This is a genomic window from Streptomyces sp. NPDC097107 (assembly GCF_044762405.1).
In the GTDB taxonomy this organism is placed as follows: Bacteria; Actinomycetota; Actinomycetes; order Streptomycetales; family Streptomycetaceae; genus Streptomyces; species Streptomyces thinghirensis.
In genome coordinates, this window is record NZ_JBIWEF010000007.1 from 243,820 (window position 1) to 263,138 (window position 19,319).

The 19,319-nt window shown below is 73.3% G+C and carries 17 protein-coding genes and 5 tRNA genes; 14 read left to right on the forward strand and 8 right to left on the reverse strand.

Annotated elements, in window-relative coordinates:
* Window positions 1-70: 70 nt before the first annotated feature.
* Both ACIQ1J_RS18865 and ACIQ1J_RS18870 read left to right on the forward strand, forming a co-directional pair.
* Entirely contained in the window at window positions 71-565 is a 495-nt protein-coding gene (locus tag ACIQ1J_RS18865; RefSeq protein WP_210961517.1) for an RNA polymerase sigma factor, read from the forward strand.
* A gap of 57 nt (window positions 566-622) precedes the next feature.
* Window positions 623-1,120 (forward strand): GNAT family N-acetyltransferase, encoded by a 498-nt coding sequence (locus ACIQ1J_RS18870; RefSeq protein WP_403557953.1) that lies wholly within the window; start codon window positions 623-625, stop codon window positions 1,118-1,120.
* A 30-nt stretch (window positions 1,121-1,150) separates the two neighbouring features.
* Here ACIQ1J_RS18870 and ACIQ1J_RS18875 read toward each other — a convergent pair whose 3' ends face one another.
* Complete coding sequence (locus ACIQ1J_RS18875) at window positions 1,151-1,567, reverse strand: hypothetical protein (RefSeq protein ID WP_121745961.1); 417 nt, start codon at window positions 1,565-1,567, stop codon at window positions 1,151-1,153.
* A 1-nt stretch (window position 1,568) separates the two neighbouring features.
* Window positions 1,569-1,928, reverse strand: coding sequence for a hypothetical protein (locus ACIQ1J_RS18880; protein WP_210961514.1), 360 nt, complete (start codon window positions 1,926-1,928; stop codon window positions 1,569-1,571).
* Window positions 1,929-2,011: 83 nt separating this feature from the next.
* Here ACIQ1J_RS18880 and ACIQ1J_RS18885 point away from each other — a divergent pair, with 83 nt between their 5' ends.
* The 9 genes from ACIQ1J_RS18885 (at window position 2,012) to ACIQ1J_RS18925 (ending at window position 14,535) form a co-directional block, all read left to right on the forward strand.
* Window positions 2,012-2,662: an HAD family hydrolase gene (locus ACIQ1J_RS18885; protein ID WP_403557956.1), complete on the forward strand. Its 651-nt coding sequence runs from the start codon at window positions 2,012-2,014 to the stop codon at window positions 2,660-2,662.
* A gap of 423 nt (window positions 2,663-3,085) precedes the next feature.
* Window positions 3,086-4,132 carry a methionine ABC transporter ATP-binding protein gene (locus ACIQ1J_RS18890; protein WP_210961512.1) on the forward strand — a complete coding sequence of 349 codons (1,047 nt, stop codon included), beginning with the start codon at window positions 3,086-3,088 and terminating at the stop codon, window positions 4,130-4,132.
* The gene (locus ACIQ1J_RS18895) at window positions 4,129-4,866 is read left to right on the forward strand and encodes a methionine ABC transporter permease (RefSeq protein WP_403557959.1); all 738 of its coding nucleotides are present in this window, start codon (window positions 4,129-4,131) and stop codon (window positions 4,864-4,866) included. The genes ACIQ1J_RS18890 and ACIQ1J_RS18895 overlap by 4 nt, the downstream gene beginning before the upstream one ends.
* Window positions 4,867-4,944: 78 nt before the next feature.
* On the forward strand, window positions 4,945-5,772 hold the full coding sequence (locus ACIQ1J_RS18900; protein WP_403557961.1) for a MetQ/NlpA family ABC transporter substrate-binding protein: 828 nt from the start codon (window positions 4,945-4,947) through the stop codon (window positions 5,770-5,772).
* Window positions 5,773-5,918: 146 nt separating this feature from the next.
* A complete protein-coding gene (locus ACIQ1J_RS18905) occupies window positions 5,919-6,557 on the forward strand; it encodes a GNAT family N-acetyltransferase (RefSeq protein WP_403557963.1) in 639 nt (212 codons plus the stop codon).
* A gap of 118 nt (window positions 6,558-6,675) precedes the next feature.
* Window positions 6,676-7,896, forward strand: a complete 1,221-nt coding sequence (cbiE, locus tag ACIQ1J_RS18910; RefSeq protein WP_403557965.1) for a precorrin-6y C5,15-methyltransferase (decarboxylating) subunit CbiE — start codon at window positions 6,676-6,678, stop codon at window positions 7,894-7,896.
* A 348-nt stretch (window positions 7,897-8,244) separates the two neighbouring features.
* Window positions 8,245-12,291, forward strand: a complete 4,047-nt coding sequence (gene cobT, locus ACIQ1J_RS18915) for a nicotinate-nucleotide--dimethylbenzimidazole phosphoribosyltransferase (protein WP_403557967.1) — start codon at window positions 8,245-8,247, stop codon at window positions 12,289-12,291.
* Between the two features lie 191 nt (window positions 12,292-12,482).
* Complete coding sequence (cobA, locus tag ACIQ1J_RS18920; RefSeq protein ID WP_403557969.1) at window positions 12,483-13,715, forward strand: uroporphyrinogen-III C-methyltransferase; 1,233 nt, start codon at window positions 12,483-12,485, stop codon at window positions 13,713-13,715.
* A gap of 1 nt (window position 13,716) precedes the next feature.
* Window positions 13,717-14,535, forward strand: coding sequence for a TrmH family RNA methyltransferase (locus tag ACIQ1J_RS18925; protein WP_403558238.1), 819 nt, complete (start codon window positions 13,717-13,719; stop codon window positions 14,533-14,535).
* Window positions 14,536-14,697: 162 nt separating this feature from the next.
* Here the strand turns inward: ACIQ1J_RS18925 and ACIQ1J_RS18930 are convergent, their stop codons facing one another.
* A complete protein-coding gene (locus ACIQ1J_RS18930) occupies window positions 14,698-16,305 on the reverse strand; it encodes a protein kinase (RefSeq protein WP_403557971.1) in 1,608 nt (535 codons plus the stop codon).
* Between the two features lie 590 nt (window positions 16,306-16,895).
* Between ACIQ1J_RS18930 and ACIQ1J_RS18935 the strand changes: the two genes are divergently transcribed.
* The 3 genes from ACIQ1J_RS18935 (at window position 16,896) to ACIQ1J_RS18945 (ending at window position 18,704) form a co-directional block, all read left to right on the forward strand.
* Window positions 16,896-17,078 (forward strand): hypothetical protein, encoded by a 183-nt coding sequence (locus tag ACIQ1J_RS18935; protein ID WP_310874268.1) that lies wholly within the window; start codon window positions 16,896-16,898, stop codon window positions 17,076-17,078.
* 253 nt (window positions 17,079-17,331) lie between these two features.
* The gene (locus ACIQ1J_RS18940; RefSeq protein ID WP_403557974.1) at window positions 17,332-18,276 is read left to right on the forward strand and encodes a phosphotransferase family protein; all 945 of its coding nucleotides are present in this window, start codon (window positions 17,332-17,334) and stop codon (window positions 18,274-18,276) included.
* Between the two features lie 101 nt (window positions 18,277-18,377).
* Window positions 18,378-18,704 (forward strand): zf-TFIIB domain-containing protein, encoded by a 327-nt coding sequence (locus ACIQ1J_RS18945; RefSeq protein WP_403557976.1) that lies wholly within the window; start codon window positions 18,378-18,380, stop codon window positions 18,702-18,704.
* Window positions 18,705-18,760: 56 nt separating this feature from the next.
* Here the strand turns inward: ACIQ1J_RS18945 and ACIQ1J_RS18950 are convergent.
* The 5 genes from ACIQ1J_RS18950 to ACIQ1J_RS18970 all read right to left on the reverse strand — a co-directional run bounded on the left by ACIQ1J_RS18950 (window position 18,761) and on the right by ACIQ1J_RS18970 (window position 19,220).
* Window positions 18,761-18,832 (reverse strand) — tRNA-Val (locus ACIQ1J_RS18950).
* A 22-nt stretch (window positions 18,833-18,854) separates the two neighbouring features.
* Window positions 18,855-18,926 (reverse strand) — tRNA-Val (locus ACIQ1J_RS18955).
* Between the two features lie 35 nt (window positions 18,927-18,961).
* Window positions 18,962-19,033 (reverse strand) — tRNA-Val (locus ACIQ1J_RS18960).
* A gap of 1 nt (window position 19,034) precedes the next feature.
* Window positions 19,035-19,108 (reverse strand) — tRNA-Cys (locus ACIQ1J_RS18965).
* 39 nt (window positions 19,109-19,147) lie between these two features.
* A tRNA-Gly gene (locus tag ACIQ1J_RS18970) sits at window positions 19,148-19,220 on the reverse strand.
* Between the last annotated feature and the right edge of the window lie 99 nt (window positions 19,221-19,319).

Sequence of the window (19,319 nt, forward strand, 5' to 3'; positions counted from 1 at the left end):
CGCCCCCGGTTGGGGTGACCTTCGGCCGTCCGGGCAACCCGGCGCCCGGGCGGCCGCGTCTGGCCCGCATATGACGCACGATCTGGTGACCTCCCTGCGCCCCCTGCTCACCGCCGAGGCATCGGCCGAGGCATATGCGTCGGGGGCCGAGCCCGGCGACCTCGAACAGGCGGTCTGGCTGCGCCTTCTGGAACGCCTGGAGGTCGACGGCCCGCCCCGTGACCCGCAGCGCTGGCTGCGCAGCGCCGTCCGCACCGAGGCGCGCCGCACCCGCCGTACGATCCGCGACGAGCGGCCGTACGAGACCGAACCCGCCGGCGCGGCCGAGCACGAGCCCGAGCAGCTCGCGCTCACCGCGGCCAGGCACCGCGCCCTGCGCGACGCCGTGCGCCGGCTGCCCGGCCGCTGCCCCCGGCTGATGGAGGCTCTGCTGTCGCCCCAAGACCTCACATACCGGGAAATCGCGGGGGAGTTGGGTATCTCACAAGGCAGTCTTGGCCCGGAACGCTCCCGATGTCTGGGATGTCTGCGCCGATTGCTGACGCCGGAGGTTGCGGCCCGCTGAGGACGGGGATAGGAGTGGGGGACCACAGGTGATCAGGTGAGCGGGAGGCGTGCACACATGGGCATGAGCGTGACCATCTCGGCGGCGACCGAGCAGGATGGCGAGCAGATCTTCCGGCTGCAGTACCTCTGCTTCCAGAGCGAGGCGGCGCTGTACGGCAACTACCGCATCGATCCGCTCGTCCAGACCCTCGACTCCGTGCGCCAGGAGGTCGCCGACGACTGCGTCTTCGTCGCGCGGCTCGGCGACGAGGTAGTCGGCTCGGTGCACGGCCGGGTCACCGACGACGGGGCGGCGTCCATCGGCAAGCTGTGTGTCCACCCTCGGCTCCAGGGACACGGCATCGGCGCCCGCCTGCTGCGCGCCGCCGAGTCCGCCCTCGCCGAGGAGCGCGGCGCCAAGCGCTTCCGCCTGCACACCGGGCACCGCAGCGAGAACAAGCTGCGGCTGTACCGGCGGGTCGGCTACGAGACGGTGGGGACCGCGCAGGGCGCGGACGGCGTGCCCATGATCGTCCTGGAGAAGCCGGCCGAGGCGTACGCGACCACGGCCTGAAGCCGCCGGCGGTACCGGGCCCGCCCGCCGCTACGCGGTACGGGCCCGGCGCAGCCAGTACACGGCCGACAGCGGCAGCAGCACGGGGATGAAGAGGTACCCCATCCCGTAGTCCGACCACACGGTCGCGTCGGCGAAGGCGGACGGCTCCACCAGCGTCCAGGTGCCGACGGTCAGGACGCCCACGAGCTCGGCGGCGCAGCACACCAGCGCCGCCTTGCGGGCCGTCTCGCCGCCGCGCACCAGGGTGTACGTGATGAAGCCGTAGACGACGCCCGCGACGGCCGACAGCGTGTAGGGGAGCGGCGCCCGGTCGAACTCGGTCGCGATCTGGTACGCGGACCGGGACACGGCGCCGACGACCATCACCCCGTACAGCCACACCAGCAGGATCCCGGGACCGCTGATCAACCGCTTCCGGTCCGTCTTCTCCTGCGCGGCCACCATCTCAGCCTCCCCAGATGTCATACAGCCGCACCTCGAGGACGGCGAGGACGACACCGCCGGCGGCGACCGTCACCGAGCCCCAGCGAGTGCGCTCGGCCAGCGACATGAACCCCGCCGCCGGGACACAGGCGAAGGCGCCCAGCAGATAGGCAACGAAGATCGTCGTGCCCTGGCCGGGCTCCTCGCCGCGCGCCAGCTGCACGATCCCGACCACGAGCTGGACCAGCGCCAGCACCGAGACCACGGCCATGCCGATGAAGTGCCAGTCCTTCGTCGGCTGGTCACGGTAGGCCGCCCAGCCGCACCAGGCGGCGAGCAGCAGCGCGGCGACGCCGGTCACCAGCGTCAGGACGTCAAGCATGGCAGCGACCCTATTACGGCCCAAAAGGCCCGCCGTCCCCGGCCCCGTCCGGCGGGGACCGGTCGAGCCGTAGGGTCGGAGACATGAAGATCCACGCACAAGCCCTCCTGTTCGACAACGACGGAACCCTCGTCTCCTCCCTCGAGTCCGTACGCCGCTGCTGGACGCGGTGGGCCGGTGAGTACGGGATCACGGCGCAGGAGTTCGCGCGGGTCGAGCTGCACGGGAGGCCGGCCGCGGAGATAGCCGCCGACCTGCTCCCCGCGGCCAGGGTGCCGGAAGCCGTGGCGCGGATCGAGCAGCTCGAGGTCGAGGACGTACCGGGCGGGGGCGTGCACCTGCTGCCCGGCACCTGGGAGTTCCTCGACGCCCTGCCGGCCGACCGCTGGGCCGTCGTCACCTCGGCGACCCGCCGGCTCGCCGAGGCCCGGCTCGGCGCCGTCGGCATCCTGCCCAAGACACTCGTCGCCGCCGACGACATCACCCGCGGCAAGCCCGACCCCGAGCCCTACCTGCTCGGCGCCCGCGCCCTCGGCGTCGACCCGGCCGCCTGCGTGGTCTTCGAGGACGCCCCCGTCGGACTCCAGGCCGGCCGCGCCGCCGGCATGACCACCGTGGCGTTGGCCACAACCCACCGGGCCGACGAACTCGACGCCGACCTGGTGGTCACCGACCTGTCGGCCTTGTCGGCACTGGTCACCGAGGCGGGAGTCGAGATCTCCGTCCGGGGCTGATCGGCGGCCCCGCGACCGGCCACCGTCCACCGCTGTCCAACATCCGGACAGCGGTGTCCGGTCAGGACCACACGTCTGCTTTACTGATCGCATGAGCACGACGAGCGACCGCACCCCTGCGACCGAGGCGACGATGACGCCCGGTGCTCGTTGTATGTGCCGAATGTGCGCCTTCTAGAGGGCCCCTGCACCACCTGAGCCTCGCGCCCCGAAGCGAGCGCCGGCTCGTACCCGCCACCGCGCCCCGCGCACGCGGCCGAGCCACGCCCCGCGCACACGTTTCTCCCCGGTTTCCCACGCCACCGCGCATCGCCACCGCGAGAACCGTGCCGCGTTCCGAAGGACCCCCAAGCCCCCGAAGAACAACGCCCCGTGCCCGGCGCACACCACTGTGCCGCGCACTCGACAGTGACGGAAACCCACGTGATCACCACATCGGGCCTCACGAAGGTCTATCGCTCACGCGGCCGCGAGGTCACCGCCCTGGACGGCGTCGACCTGCACGTCCGTGAGGGTGAGGTGTACGGCGTCATCGGCCAGTCCGGCGCCGGCAAGTCCTCGCTCATCCGCTGCGTCAACCTCCTGGAGCGCCCCACCGCCGGCACGGTGACCGTCGCCGGCCAGGACCTCACCGCGCTCGCCGGCCGCGGCCCCCGCGCCGGCAAGGAACTGCGGCAGGCGCGCAGCCGTATCGGCATGGTCTTCCAGCACTTCAACCTGCTCTCCTCCCGGACCGTGCAGGACAACGTCGAACTGCCGCTGGAGATCCTCGGCAAGTCCGGGAAGGAACGTTCCCGCAAGGCGCTGGAGCTGCTCGACCTCGTCGGTCTCGCCGACAAGGCGGGCGCCTACCCGGCCCAGCTCTCCGGCGGCCAGAAGCAGCGCGTCGGCATCGCCCGCGCCCTGGCCGGCGACCCCAAGGTCCTGCTCTCCGACGAGGCCACCAGCGCCCTCGACCCGGAGACCACCCGCTCCATCCTCCAGCTGCTGCGCGACCTGAACCGGCAGCTCGGCCTGACCGTCCTGCTCATCACCCACGAGATGGACGTCGTCAAGAGCGTCTGCGACTCGGCAGCCCTCATGGACCGGGGCCGCGTCGTCGAGTCCGGCACGGTCGGCGAGCTGCTCGCCACCCCGGGCTCCGAGCTGGCCGCCGCCCTCTTCCCGGTCGGCGGCGACGCGTCCGGCGCCGACCGCACCGTCCTCGACGTCACCTTCCACGGCGAGGCCGCCACGCAGCCCGTCATCTCCCAGCTGGCCCGCACCTACAACATCGACATTTCGATCCTCGGTGCCGCCATCGACACCGTCGGCGGCCTCCAGGTCGGCCGGATGCGGATCGAACTGCCCGGCCGCTACGAGGACAACGTGGTGCCCGTCGGCTTCCTGCGCGAACAGGGCCTGCAGATCGACGTGGTGAGCGAGGCGGCCGAGGAGCCGTCCCCGCTGGTGAAGGAAGGTGCCAAGTGACCTGGTCCGAGATGCAGCCACTGCTGGAGCAGGCGTCCTGGGAGACCCTGATCATGGTCGGCTGGTCCACCCTGATCGCCGTGGTGGCCGGGCTCCCGCTCGGAGTACTCCTCGTCCTCACCGACAAGGGCGGCCTGCTGCAGAACGTCCTGGTCAACAAGGTCATCGGCCAGATCGTGAACGTCGGCCGCTCGATGCCGTTCATCATCCTCATGGTCGCGCTGATGAGCTTCACCCGCTGGGTCACCGGCACGACCATCGGCAGCGAGGCCGCGATTGTGCCGCTCGCCATCGGCGGTATCCCCTTCTTCGCGCGACTCGTCGAGACGGCCGTACGCGAAGTCGACGGAGGGCTCGTCGAGGCCGTCCAGTCCATGGGCGGCAGCAGTTGGACCATCGTCCGCAAGGTCCTGGTCCCCGAAGCGCTTCCGTCGCTGATCGCCAGCACCACCACCACGATCATCGCCCTCATCGGCTACTCGGCCATGGCCGGCACCGTCGGCGGCGGAGGTCTCGGCGACCTCGCCGTCCGCTACGGCTACCAGCGCTTCGAGACCGGGCTGATGTGGATAACGGTCGCGATCCTCGCCGTCGTCATCTCGCTCATCCAGTTCGCCGGCGACTACGCCGCCCGTACCCTGCACCGCCGCGGCGGACGCGGGGGCGCCGGGCCCAGGCTGCGGCTGCTCAGTGCCGAGGAGCCCGCGGCAGCCGACGTGAGCAAGGCCGCGTAACCGGCCGCTCGACATCTTCACCGGACTCCCCGCCACCCGCGACGGGGTCGCACCACCTCATCAGGAAAGGCACTTTTCGTGCGTAACACCGCCAAGATCACCACCGCTGTCCTCGCCGCCGGGGCGCTCACCCTCGGACTCTCCGCCTGCGGCTCGGGCAAGGACGCCGCCTCCGACACCTCCGGCCCGCTGATCGTCGCCGCGAGCCCCACCCCGCACGCCGAGATCCTGAACTACGTCAAGGACGACCTGGCGAAGGACGCGGGCCTCGACCTCGAGGTCAAGGAGTTCACCGACTACGTCACGCCGAACACGGCGACGGAGGACGGCTCGGTGGGGGCCAACTACTTCCAGACCCAGCCGTACCTCGACGACTTCAACAAGAAGAACGGCACTCACATCGTGTCCGTCGTCGACGTGCACCTGGAGCCCCTCGGCCTCTACTCCCACAAGGTCGACAAGGCGGACGGCCTGAAGAGCGGCGCGACCGTCGCCGTCCCGAACGACACCGTCAACGAGGGCCGCGCCCTGCAACTGCTCGCGGCCAACGGGCTCATCACGCTCAAGGACGGCGTCGGCACCTCGGCGACGCCCTCGGACATCACCGGGAACCCGAAGAACCTCAAGTTCAAGGAGCTGGAGGCGGCCCAGACCCCCCGCTCCCTGGACGACGTGGACGCGGCCGTCGTCAACGGGAACTACGCCATCGAGGCCGACCTGAAGCCGGCCAAGGACTCCCTCCTGCTGGAGAGCGCCAAGGGCAACCCGAACAGCAACCTCCTCGCCGTCAAGGAGGGCCAGGAGGACGACCCGCGCGTGAAGAAGCTCGCGGAGCTCCTCAACTCGCCCGAGGTGAAGAAGTTCATCGAGGACAAGTACGCCGGCGCCGTCCTGCCCTCCTTCTGATCGCACCGCCGGTCCCGCACGGGGTCCGTCGCGCACGGGGTCCGCTCCGCACCGGGGCGGACCCCGTGGTGTGGTTGAGTGCTTTCATGCTGCATGCTGGGCAGTTCGAGTAGGCCCTGACGGTCACACAGGTTACGGAGCGGCGCATGACGAGCACCTTCCCCAACATCTCCATCAGCACGGAGCGGTTGGTGCTGCGCCCCCTCGACGAGGACGACGTCCCGGCCCTCGCCGCCATGATGAACGACGAGCAGGTCGCCGCCTGGACCCACGTTCCCCAGCCCTTCACCGAGCAGGCCGCAGGTACCTGGATCGGCGACCACGCCCCCGCCGAGCGCACATCCGGCCGGGGACTCGACCTCGCGGTCACCGAGTTCCTCACCCAGCGCCTGGTCGGCGTCATCCGGCTGGCCAGCACCAACTGGCACGTACGGTCCACCGAGCTGTGGTACATCGTCGCCCCCTGGGCCCGGGGTGAGGGATACGCGTCCGAGGCGGCGCTCGCCACCGCCCAATGGCTCTTCGGCGACCAGAAGTTCGAACGTGTCGAGCTGCGCACCGCCGCCGGCAACACCGCCTCCCAGCAGGTCGCCCAGAAGATCGGCTGCATCAGCGAGGGCGTCCTGCGCAACGCCTGCATAGCCCGCGTCCGCACCGACGACGGTGTCTGGAGGGACGTCCGCACCGACTTCATCGTGTGGAGCCTGCTGCCGGAGGACCTCGAGGGCGCGGCCGGGCCACTGACCGACAACGACGGTTTCACCACCTTCACCGACTGGAACTGATCCGCGGGGGCTCCGACCGCGCCACCGCCCCGCCCCAGGCCGCACCAGGTACCCTCACGGGGCGCGCCGGCCAACGGTTCCGCGACCACGACCTGCGAAACCCTGGAGACTGACGACGATGGCCGACCGGGTCACGGTGATCGGATGGGACGGTTCGCCGCTGACCGCCGCGGCACGTTCCGCACTGGGCGCCGCCACGCTGGTGGCCGGTGCCGGCCACCACCTGGCACTTCCCGAGGTACCGCCCGCCGCCGAGCGCGTCCGCCTCGGCAGCGTCGCCCTCGCCGCCCGCCGCATCGCCGCCCACCGCGGAACGGCGGTCGTACTGGCCGACGGCGACCCCGGCTTCTTCGGCGTCGTACGCACACTGCGCGCACCCGAGTTCGGCCTGGAGGTCGAAGTCGTCCCGGCCGTCTCCGCCGTGGCCGCCGCCTTCGCGCGCGCCGGAATGCCCTGGGACGACGCCCATGTGGTCGTCGCCCACCCCCGCACCCTGCGGCGCGCGGTGAACGTATGCCGGGCCCACACCAAGGTCGCGGTCCTCACCTCCCCGGGCGCCGGCCCCGCCGAACTCGGCCTGCTGATGGAGGGCGTCCACCGCACCTTCGTCATCTGCGAGGAACTCGGCACCACCCGCGAACGGGTCACCGTCGTCACCTCCGACAAGGCCGCCGACCACACCTGGCGCGACCCGAACGTCGTCATCGTCGCCGGCGGAAGCATCGGCCCCGGCACCGCGACCGACGGCACGGGCTGGGTCGCCGGCCGCGACCCCGCCGCCGGCCCGCGCGGCTGGGCCCTGCCCGCCGAGGCGTACGCCGGCGAACTCGGCGAGGGCGAGACCGATCTGCTCCGCGTGTCCCAACTAGCCCGGCTCGGCCCGCGCCTCGGCGACCTGGTGTGGGACATCGGCTGCGGCAGCGGCGCCTTCGCCACCGAGGCCGCCCGCGCGGGTGCCGCGGTCATCGCGGTCGACCGCGACCCGGACGCCTGCGCCCGCACCGAGGCCGGCGCCCGGCACTTCGGCGCCCAGCTCCAGATCGTGCACGGCACCGCTCCGCACGTCCTGGAGAACCTCCCCGAGCCCGACGTCGTCCGGGTCGGCGGCGGGGGAGCGGCCGTCGTCTCCGCGGTCGCCGACCGGCGGCCGCAGCGCATCGTCGCGCACGCCGCGACCCGCGACGCGGCCGAACTCGTCGGCAGGGACCTGACGGAGCACGGCTACCGGGTCGAGTGCGCCCTGCTGCAGTCCGTCGGACTCGACACCCGGGCCTGGACGGAGACCGAGCGGAGCGTCGTATTCCTGCTCAGCGGGGTCCTCCCGGACCGCGCCCCGTGATCGGCTTGTCATACCGCGCGGGGTAGGCTGGCGGATTGTTGTACCGCACTCGGACACCCGGCACTTCGTCGGTCAATGTCCGTAAAAACCCGCCCCATCCGGGCTGGGTGTGGTACGGCAGAACCGGAGGACGCGCAACGTGGCGCAGTCCACAGCGGGCCGTCGCGGATCAAGCTGTCGTGGCGGGGGAACGACCGCGACAATGCCACTCAATGGCTTTGTCGTCTTTTCCGGCGGGTCGTTCGTGCCGCTGGGCACGCACGCTCGTTCTTCACTGCGGGGCGGTCGGTGCGCCGTCCCGGGTGTAGCTGGTCGTAGAAGCACTAACCGATGGGCGAGGGGTTACGCATGACCGACACCGGCCAGATCCCGGGCGAGGGGCTGCCGGAGAACGCAGGCATGGTGGAGCAGCCGGGCGTCCCCGCACCCGGCGCGTACACCTACCTCTCCGAGACCACCGCCGAGGACGAGGACCTGTTGTTGCTGCCGGGAGCCCAGAGCGCCTGGGGCAACGAGGTCGCGCCGCCCGCGCCGGAGCCGGTCGTCGAGACCGTGCACCAGCCGGGCCCGCACGAGATGTCCGGCCGCGACAGCGGCTCGGTCGACCTCGGCGGCGTCCGCCTGCCGGAGCCGGAGGCGGCACCCGAGCCCGCGTCCGCGCCGGTGCCGCCGCGCAGGCCGCTGCACCTCGGTCCGCCGATCCCCGACACCTCCGCGAGCCCGGTCCGTTCCCTCGCCGACCGCGGCCCGGCCGACGCGCCGGTGCGGCACTCCGGCCCGCCGACCGCCGGTCCCGAGTACCTCGACGTTCCGCAGGCGGCCGTGATGCCACCGCAGGGGGCGGCGCACTGGGGAACGCAGTCCCCGGTGAGTCACGGGGCGGCGCATGCGGAAACGGTTGTTCCGGTACCGGAACAGGTGCCCGAGCCGGTGGGCGCGGCCCAGGCACTCGTGACCCGCGTGGCCACGGAGGCCGTGGCTACGGAGGCCGTCGCCCGTGTGGCCACGGAGGCCGTGGCGGCGACGGGCGGGGCGACCGGAGAGGCCGAGGTCGGTGGTTCCGGTGCGTCTGACGCGACCGGCGAAGTCGGCGATCCCGGTGAGGTCGGCATGTCCGGCGCAGCCGGCGAGGCCGGGGTTCCGGCTGTCGCCGCCGCCGCTGACGTCGCCGCCGCCGAAGCCCTGACCGAGACCGTGGCCGACGACGACGACGCCGCCGCCGACGACGACGTCGCCGAGGCCGAGGCCGACGGTGCCGTCGGTCCCGTGGGTGCCGACGCGGTGCCGGGTGACGAGGCCACCTCCGACCCGGGGACGCCGAACGCCGACGGTGAGAGCCCGGCGGCGGCCGCAGTAGTGCCGGGGGCCGCGATGGAGGGGGCGTCCCTCCCGCAGGCCGAGGCGGAGCAGGCCGCCGGGCTCGGCCCGGAACCCGGCCCCGGCCCCGTGGGGGGAGCCGTACCGGTTCCCGAGGCGGTCACTCCGGAGCCCGCGCCCGAGCCCGTCGAGGACGCTCAGCCCGCCCAAGAGGTCTTCGCGCAGCCGGTGCCGGAGGACCCGCAGTTCGCCGAGGCCACCGAAGCACCCACGCCCGAGCCCGTCCAGCCGGCCGAGACCCCCGGGCCCTCGCTCGCCGAGGCACCCGCAGGCCTCGACCCCCAGGCACCCGACGCACCAGCGGTCGGCCAGGCACCCGACGCGATCACGCCGTCCCACCACGCCGGACCGGAGCCGTCCCCGGAGGCGCCGGTACCGGCAACGGCCGTACAGCCGATGCAGGCACAGGCACAGGCACACCCGCAGCCGGAGGCGCTGTCCGTGCCCGAGGGCACCGGACGACAGCCGGACGTCCAGCCCGAGCCGGAGGCGCTGTCCGTGCCTGAGGGCACTGGACGACAGCCGGACGTCCAGCCTGAGCCGGAGGCGCTGTCCGTGCCCGAGGGCACTGGACGACAGTCGGACGTCCAGCCTGAGCCGGAGGCGCTGTCCGTGCCCGAGGGCACTGGACGACAGTCGGACGTCCAGTCCGAGCCGGAGGCGCTGTCCGTGCCCGAGGGCACCGGACGACAGCCGGACGTCCAGCCCGAGCCGGAGGCGCTGTCCGTGCCCGAGGGCACTGGACGACAGTCGGACGTCCAGCCCGAGCCGGAGGCGCTGTCCGTGCCCGAGGACACCGGACGGCAGCCGGACGTCCAGCCCGCCGCCGAAGTCCAGCCCCTCCCGGACGAGCCGCAGCCGGCCCAGGGCCCCCAGTCCCTCGCTGACGTCGCCGTACCGCAGGACGCGGACGTGCCCCACGGCATGCCCGGACCCGTGGAGTCCGACGTGACACCGACGGGCACCGTCGACGCAGAACCCGGCCCCGGGCCCGACGCTCAGCCCGCGCCCGACGCTCAGCCCGTCGGCCGGTTCGTGCCGGTCGACGGCGGTCAGGTGCCCACCACCCCGCACCTCGCCCCGACGCCGCCCGAGTCCGTCCTCCTCCCCCCGGAGGCCCGCGCGGACGCCCAGGCGCCGGACCCCGTCGCCCCGGTCCCCGCGCCGCGCGAGGCCGGCCCCGAGGTCGCCCAAAGCGCCGACGACCTGGAGACGCGCGCCGCCGATCAGGAAGAGTCGCACGACGCGCACCCGGCCGCCGTGGCGCAAGTACGGCAGTCCGCCGGTCCGGCGGCACCCGCCTACGACGACGTCGAACGCGAGGCCGTCCTGAAGGTCATGCGCGAACGCCGTGACATCCGCAACGGCTTCCGCAGCGACCCCATCCCGCACGAGGTGCTGCTCCGCGTCCTGGAGGCTGCCCACACCGCGCCCTCCGTCGGCCACTCGCAGCCCTGGGACTTCGTCGTCATCCGCTCCGCCGACACCCGTCGCGCCATGCACGAACTGGCGACGCGTCAGCGCGAGGCGTACGCGAAGTCCCTTCCCAAGGGCCGGGCCAAGCAGTTCAAGGAACTGAAGATCGAGGCCATCCTCGACACCCCGGTCAACATCGTCGTCACCGCCGACGGGACGCGCGGCGGCCGGCACACCCTGGGCCGGCACACCCAGCCGCAGATGGCGCCGTACTCCTCCGCGCTCGCGGTCGAGAACCTCTGGCTCGCCGCCCGCGCCGAGGGCCTCGGCGTCGGCTGGGTCAGCTTCTTCGACGAGCGCGAGATGGTCCGCGCCCTCGGCCTGCCCGAACACCTGGACGTCGTCGCCTACCTGTGCGTCGGGTACGTCGACGAGTTCCCAAACGAGCCCGAGCTGATGCAGGCCGGCTGGTCCAAGCGCCGCCCGCTGTCCTGGGTCGTGCACGAGGAGACGTACGGCCGACGCGCCCTGCCCGGAGAGGACCCCCACGACCTGCTTGCCGAGACCGTCGCACAGATCCGCCCGCTCGACGCCAAGGCGCTCGGCGAGGCATGGGAGCGGCAGAAGCGCATGACCAAGCCGGCCGGTGCGCTCGGCATGCTGGAGATCATCTCCGCCCAGCTCTCCGGCCTGTCCCGCCAGTGCCCGCCGCCCATCCCGGAGCCCGCTGCCGTCGCGGTCTTCGCCGGCGACCACGGGGTGCACGCCCAGGGCGTCACCCCCTGGCCGCAGGAGGTCACCGCCCAGATGGTGGCCAACTTCCTGGGCGGGGGAGCGGTCTGCAACGCCTTCGCCTCCCAGGTCGGCGCAGAGGTGTGCGTCGTGGACGTCGGTGTCGCCACCGACCTGCCCGCCACGCCCGGCCTGCTGCCCCGCAAGGTCCGCGCCGGCACGTCCGACATGACCACCGGCCCCGCGATGAGCCGCGAGGAGGCCAAGCAGGCCATCGAGGTCGGCATCGAGACCGCCCGCGACCTGGTGGCGGCCGGAAACAAGGCGCTGCTCACCGGCGAGATGGGCATCGCGAACACCACCGCGTCCGCCGCGCTCATCTCCGTCTTCACCGGCGCCGACCCGGCCGAGGTCACGGGCCGGGGCACCGGCATCAACGACGAGACGCTGGCCCGCAAGACCGAGGTCGTTCGCCGCGCGCTGGAAGTCCACCAGCCCGACCCGGCCGACCCCATCGGCGTCCTCGCGTCGGTCGGCGGCTTCGAGCACGCGGCCATGGTCGGTCTGCTGCTCGGCGGCGCCTCCCTGCGCACGCCGGTGATCCTGGACGGCGTCAGCGCCGGCGCCGCCGCCCTGGTGGCCCGCGCGATCGCCCCCGAGGTCCTCGCTGCCTGCATCGCGGGTCACCGCAGCGCCGAGCCCGGCCACGTCGCCGCGCTCAACAAGCTGGGCCTGCGCCCGCTGGTCGACCTCGACCTCCGCCTCGGCGAGGGCACGGGCGCGCTGCTCGCCCTGCCGATGGTGCAGAGCACCGCGCGGGCGATGCACGAGGTCGCGACGTTCGACTCGGCGGGCGTCACCGAGAAGTAGCCCCGCGGGTGAGCGGGAGAGGGGCGGCGCGGCCGGTGATCCGTCACCGCCGTCCCGCCCCTGGCCCCGCCGTACGCTGGACCGGCCTCGTGCCACCTCCGCACGTCTCCTAGAATCCGCACGTATCCCCACGTCAGGGCCGCTCCATCGCCGCAGCGCCCACCGCACGCCAGGACGAGGAGCCCTCCCTCATGGCCGAACACCCCGCCTACCCCGTAGGCCTCCGCCTCACCGGCCGCCGCGTGGTCGTCCTCGGCGGCGGGCAGGTCGCCCAGCGCCGCCTGCCCGCCCTCATCGCGGCGGGCGCGGCCATCCGCCTCGTCTCTCCCGAGGCGACCCCCTCTGTCGAGGCCATGGCGGACGCGGGTGAAATCGCCTGGGAGCAGCGCCCGTACGCGGACGGCGACCTTGCGGACGCCTGGTACGCCCTGATCGCCACCAGCGACACCGACGCCAACGCCGCCGCCTCCGCCGAGGCCGAGCGCCACCGCGTCTGGTGCGTCCGGTCCGACGACGCCGACCAGGCCACGGCGTGGACCCCGGCGACCGGCCACAGCGAGGGCGTCACCGTCGCCGTACTCACCACGAGCGCGCGCCACCGTGACCCCCGCCACACCGCCGCCATCCGCGACGCGGTCGTGGAGGGCCTGCGCGACGGCACCCTCGTCGCCCCGCACCAGCGCACCCGCACCGCCGGCGTCGCCCTGGTCGGCGGCGGCCCCGGCGACCCTGACCTGATCACCGTCCGCGGCCGCCGCCTGCTCGCCGAGGCCGACGTCGTCATCGCGGACCGGCTCGGCCCGCGCGACCTGCTCGCGGAACTGCCGCCGCACGTCGAGGTCATCGACGCGGCGAAGATCCCGTACGGCCGTTTCATGGCCCAGGAGGCCATCAACAACGCGCTGATCGAGCACGCCAAGCAGGGCAAGGCGGTCGTACGACTCAAGGGCGGCGACCCATTCGTCTTCGGCCGGGGCATGGAGGAGGCGCAGGCGCTCGCCGAGGCGGGCATCCCGTGCACCGTCGTCCCCGGCATCTCCAGCTCCATCTCGGTTCCCGGCGCGGCCGGCATCCCGGTCACCCACCGGGGCGTCGCCCACGAGTTCACCGTGGTCAGCGGGCACGTCGCCCCCGACGACGAGCGCTCCCTGGTCGACTGGCCGTCCCTCGCCAGACTCACCGGCACGCTCGTGATCCTCATGGGCGTCGACAAGATCGGCCGGATCGCCGAGACCCTCGTCGCGCACGGCAAGTCCCCGCAGACCCCGGTCGCCCTGGTCCAGGAGGGCACGACGGCGGCCCAGCGGCGGGTGGACGCCACTCTCGCCACGGTCGCCGAGACGGTCGTCGCGCAGGAGGTCAGGCCACCCGCCGTCATCGTCGTCGGCGATGTCGTCGGCGTCGGCCCGCACGGGGCGGCGTGACGTGGCCGACCTCATCACGATCCACGAGCCCGACGACCCGCGCCTGCACGACTACACCGGCCTGACCGACGTCGAACTGCGCCGCAGGCGCGAACCCGCCGAGGGCCTGTTCATCGCGGAGGGCGAGAAGGTCATCCGGCGGGCCGGCGAAGCGGGCTACACCATGCGCTCGATGCTGCTCTCGGCCAAGTGGGTCGACACCATGCGCGACATCATCGACGAGGCCCCCGCCCCGGTGTACGTGGTCGACCCGGCGCTCGCCGAACAGGTCACCGGCTACCACGTCCACCGCGGCGCGCTCGCCTCGGTGCAGCGCAAGCCGCTGCCGACGGCGGCCGGCCTCCTGACCACCGCCCGCCGGGTCGTCGTGATGGAGTCGGTCAACGACCACACGAACATCGGCGCGATCTTCCGCTCCGCGGCCGCCCTCGGCATGGACGCGGTCCTGCTCTCCCTGGACTGCGCGGACCCCCTGTACCGGCGCAGCGTGAAGGTCTCGATGGGCGCGGTCTTCTCCGTGCCGTACGCGCGCCTGGACACCTGGCCGACCGGCCTGGAGACGGTCCGCGAGGCGGGCTTCACGCTCCTCGCCCTCACCCCCGACGACCGCGCCAAGGCCCTCGGCGAGGTCGCCCCGCACCGGATGGACCGGGTGGCCCTCATGCTGGGCGCCGAGGGCGACGGCCTTTCCCGGCGTGCCCTTGCGGCCTCCGACGAGTGGGTCCGCATCCCGATGTCCCACGGCGTCGACTCCCTCAACGTGGGCGCGGCGGCGGCGGTCGCCTTCTACGCGGTGGCGACGGGCCGGCCCTCGGCGTAGAACCGGCAGACCGACCGACCGACCGACCGACCGACCGGCAGACCGACCGGCCGACCGGCCCGTGCGCCGACCACTCTGCCACCCGGCCGAGGACCTCAGGCCGGTCGTCGACCGTCCCCGGCCGGTCCGTCCACAGTCCGTCGACGGTCTGCCCCCGCCCGTCTACCGCCCGGACGCCCGACGTCCGGAAGAGTGGCTCCGCACGTCCACCCGCTCCTGCTGCGTCCGCACGTCCGCCCGCTCCTGCTGCGTCCGCACGTCCGCCCGCTCCTGCTGCGTCCGCACGTCCGCCCGCTCCTGCTGCGTCCGCACGTCCGCCCGCTCCTGCTGCGTCCGCACCTCCACCCGCTCCTGCTGCGCTCGTACCCCGTCCCGGTCGTCGCCGAGACCCCGCGCCGGCCCCTGGCAGCCCTGCGCGGCGGCGATGCCCAGCGCGACCAGCAGTGTCACGACCACGAACACGAACAGCCGCTGCCGCAGCAGCCGCGGGTTGGCGGGCCGTCGCCAACGGGTTCCCGTGGTCCTCGGTGCCGTGCGGCCGGCTCCGCTGCGCGGCGCGGGGCGTCCGCCGCTGTCGTGGCGGGAGGAGTTCCGGCCGGTGGTGTTGCGGGAGGCGGGAGTGGGCCGCGACCCGGACCTCGCCCCCGCTCCGCCACCGCGCGAGGCGCTGCCGCCCCGGGCGGCGGACCCGTTGCGGGACGGCGTGCCACCGCGGGAGGGCGGACCGCCGCGTGCCGGGTCGGCACCGCGCGACGGATCGCCACCGCGTGCCGCAGCCGGGCCCCGGGCCCCCGGCGCGCTCCGCGGCGCGGGCGTGCCCGGTGCGCCCGGACGGCCCTGCGGCCGCCGCCGAGCACGCTCGGGGTAAGTGTCGGCGAGCCGTCCCGTGGGCAGGTCCGCCTCTCCGCTGCGCGGCGCGGGCGGCCGTACGTCGGCCAGGCCCTGGGCCTCCCGGGCGGCGATCTCCTTGAGCCGCAGGGACAGTTGCAGCGTGCTGGGGCGCTCCTCCGGGTCCTTGGCCAGGCACGCCCGTACCAGCGGGGCGACGGCGTCGGGGACGCCGTGCAGCTGGGCCTCCTCATGCACCACGCGGTACAGCATCACCTCGGAACTGCCGTGCCCGAAGGGAGAGTCGCCCATCGAGGCGTACGCCAGTGTGGCGCCGAGCGAGAACACGTCCGTGGCCGGTGTGACCGCCGCGCCGCGCACCTGCTCCGGCGCGAGGAACCCGGGGGAGCCGACCGCGGTGCCGACGTGCGTGAGCGTGGAGGCCCCCGTCGCCCAGGCGATGCCGAAGTCGATGATCCGAGGCCCCTTCGGGGACAGCAGGATGTTGGACGGCTTCAGGTCCCGGTGCACCACCCCGGCCTCGTGCACGGCGACCAGTCCCTCGGACAGGGCCGCTCCCACCGCGGCGACGTCCGCCGCGCCGAGCGGGCCTCCGTCGGCGACCTTGTCGTGCAGGGAGGGGCCGGGCACGTACTGCGTGGCGAACCACGGCCGGTCCGCCTCCAGGTCCGCGGCGACCAGCCGGGCGGTGCAGCCGCCACGGATGCGCCGGGCCGCCGAGACCTCGCGGGCGAACCGTGAGCGGAACTCCTGGTCCTCGGCCAGGTCGGGCCGGATGACCTTGAGCGCGACCCGCTGCCCCTTCTTGTCGGAGCCCAGGTAGACCACGCCCATTCCACCCGCGCCGAGCCGCCTGTGAAGCCTGAACGAGCCGACGACGCGCGGGTCCTCGCGCCTCAGGCGCATCATCGCCATGTTCATCCCCGCTGCCCGGTCCCTGTGACGAGCCACAGCTTACGTTTCCACGGCCGCCCGCGCGCAGAGGCCGCGCCCTCTCACGACGACGGATTGTCAGTGCCGGGTGCGAGAGTTGAGGAGCGGTCAGAAAACGTGGGAGCGGCTCGGCACCGATCCGCCGGTGATCCCAACCGCCCGCCACCGGGCGGCCATTGGGTTGGGGGAGGTGGAGCGGGTGGAGGCGGTGGAGGGCACCGGTAAGGCGACCCCCGCCCGTGGCGTGGCGGCGGACGAGGCCGTGCGCGGGGCGGAGGCAGGGGTGCGCCCGGACCTGGCGGAAGTGAGCGAAGTCACCGGGCGGCGCGGAGATACCGGGGCACGGCGGGCTCCCCCTCCGGGAAGACCCCGAGATGCGGGTCCCGGTCTCCACCCAGGGGAGTACACCGCTGGTCATGGCTCATCCTCCGGGAGGCCCGGCAATCGGTACGAGGGCATGACGTCCAGGGAGCTCCGGACGCCTAGATTTGAGGTCAAGCGGCGGGTGCAGCACTCGTCCCCCGAGGTCAGACGCCCGCCGCTGCCAGAAGACAACGGAACCGGTCAGGAGAGGGACCATGGCCCAGACGGTACCGCGGACGCTGGTCCGCACGCGGCGAAGCCGCCGTCAGGGGCGACGCCACCCCGCGGTGGCGACGCTCATGGCCCTGCCCCTGGCGGTCCTGCTCCTCCTCGTCTTCGACGGGTGGGAGACAGTGGCCACACAGGCGTCGTCCGTGGGTGTGATGCTGGGGCGCTGAGCGGCGACCCCAGGCCCGGAAGAGCGGTCCGGGCGGGGACATCCATCCATGAAACCCCGTGGGGACGGGGGTGCGGCGGACGGCAAAATGCCGGCGCAGCTGGGGAGCTGCGCCGGCATTGCTTTTGCCTCCAGGGCCGAGGCCCTGGCAACCGACCACAACGCCGCAGATGCGCGTGCCGGACCCCGCGACCCCGGCAAGATCCCAAGGACACCCCAGGGGCGGCGGGCGCACGCCTGCGTACCCTCGGCCCGTGACAACGGACGACCTCCTGCCCGCCCTGACGGCCCGCGTCAGGGAGAGGGCCCACGCCGGAGCCCCGGACTGCCCCTGCGGCGGCGCCCCCCTCGCCGGGGCCACCCTGGCCGACCGCCCCGACGCCACCGTCGTCCGGCATGCCGGCATCGTCGCCAAGGCCCACGCGGCGGACGCCGACCCCGCCGAGCTGGCCCTCCGTGTCACCGTCGCCGCCCGCCTCCCCGGCATCCTCCTGCCCCCGCTCGACCCGACGCCCGTCGCGCTGCACGGTCGGCTCGTCACGTCCTGGCCGTACGGCACCCCCGTGGACCCGGAGGACCCGGACGCGGCGCCCTGGGAGGCCGCGGCCACCCTCGTCGCCCGCCTCCACCGGACTCCGGCCCCCGTCGCCGTACCCCCCATGCGCGGCCCCGCGAAGGCCGCGCAAGCCGTCGCCCGCCTCCGGACCGCCGCCCCGCACCACCCCGCCGCCGCCCCCGTGCTGCACGCCTGGGCCACCCTCCCCGCCTGGGCCCGCGGGGAGGCCGCCATGCCGGACACGGCCACCCTCTGCCACGGCGACCTCCACCTCGGCCAGTTCATCCGCCACCCCGCGCCCGACGGCCCCTGGCTGCTGATAGACGTCGACGACCTCGGCACCGGCGTCCCGGCCTGGGACCTGGCCCGCCCGGCGGCCTGGTACGCCTGCGGGCTGCTGCCGCCCGACGACTGGCACCGCTTCCTGACCGCCTATCGCGCGGCGGGTGGCCCGGCCGTCCCGCCGCACGGCGACCCCTGGCCCGCCCTGGACGTCCCGGCCCGCACCCTCACCGCGCAGACCGCCGCCCGGGCCGTCGCCAAGGCGGTCGCGGCGGACCGGCCCCTGGACGAGGTGGAACGGTCACTGGTCGACGCCTGCGCCCGGATGGCCTCCATCGGCCCCCGCGCCCCACGCGGTTGAGCCGGAGTTTCGCGAAGCAGGGTGCAACCGACTCGCGGCCGGACAGAGTCTGTCCTGACGAAACGCGAAGCAGGACCGACCGGCGAGGAGTTGAGCCGAGCATGCAGTGCCCCAAGTGTCGCGCACCGATGCACACCTACAACCGCAACGGCGTTCAGATCGAGCAGTGCGGTGGCTGCCGCGGAATCTTCCTCGACTACGGCGAGCTGGAGTCGCTGACCCGCCTGGAGGCCCAGTGGTCCCAGTCCGCTCCGCCGCCGGCGGCCCCGCCCGCCGCTCCGCAGGCCTACCCGGCCGGCGCTCCGCAGGCCTACCCGACTCCTCCGGCCCCCGCCTGGGGCGCCCCGCACGGCGGCCACCACGGCCACCACGGCCACTACGGTCACCACCGTCAGAAGGGCTTCGGCCGCATGCTCTTCTCCAGCTGAGCGAGCGGACGCACGACGAAGCCCCGGCCGTACGGAACGGCCGGGGCTTCGGTGTGTGGACGATACTGGGATTGAACCAGTGACCTCTTCCGTGTCAGGGAAGCGCTCTCCCGCTGAGCTAATCGTCCTGGGGGTGGTGCGAGTGCTGCGTGCGCGATACTGGGATTGAACCAGTGACCTCTTCCGTGTCAGGGAAGCGCTCTCCCGCTGAGCTAATCGCGCGGGATCCATACGGATCGGTGATCCTTGCGGACCAGTGGACGATACTGGGATTGAACCAGTGACCTCTTCCGTGTCAGGGAAGCGCTCTCCCGCTGAGCTAATCGTCCTTGGAGGTGGAGACGGGATTTGAACCCGTGTAGACGGCTTTGCAGGCCGTTGCCTCGCCTCTCGGCCACTCCACCAGGAGTGTAGGGGACCCGGGAGGCCCCCTGTTTCCTGCGAGCGGACGACGAGGTTCGAACTCGCGACCTCAACCTTGGCAAGGTTGCGCTCTACCAACTGAGCTACGTCCGCCTGTCGGTGCGGTCCGCTTGCGCGTCCCGGCGACGTCATGAACTCTAGCGGATTCCGGGGCCAGTACAAAAACGCGTTTGTGCAGCGTGCTGCGGTGCG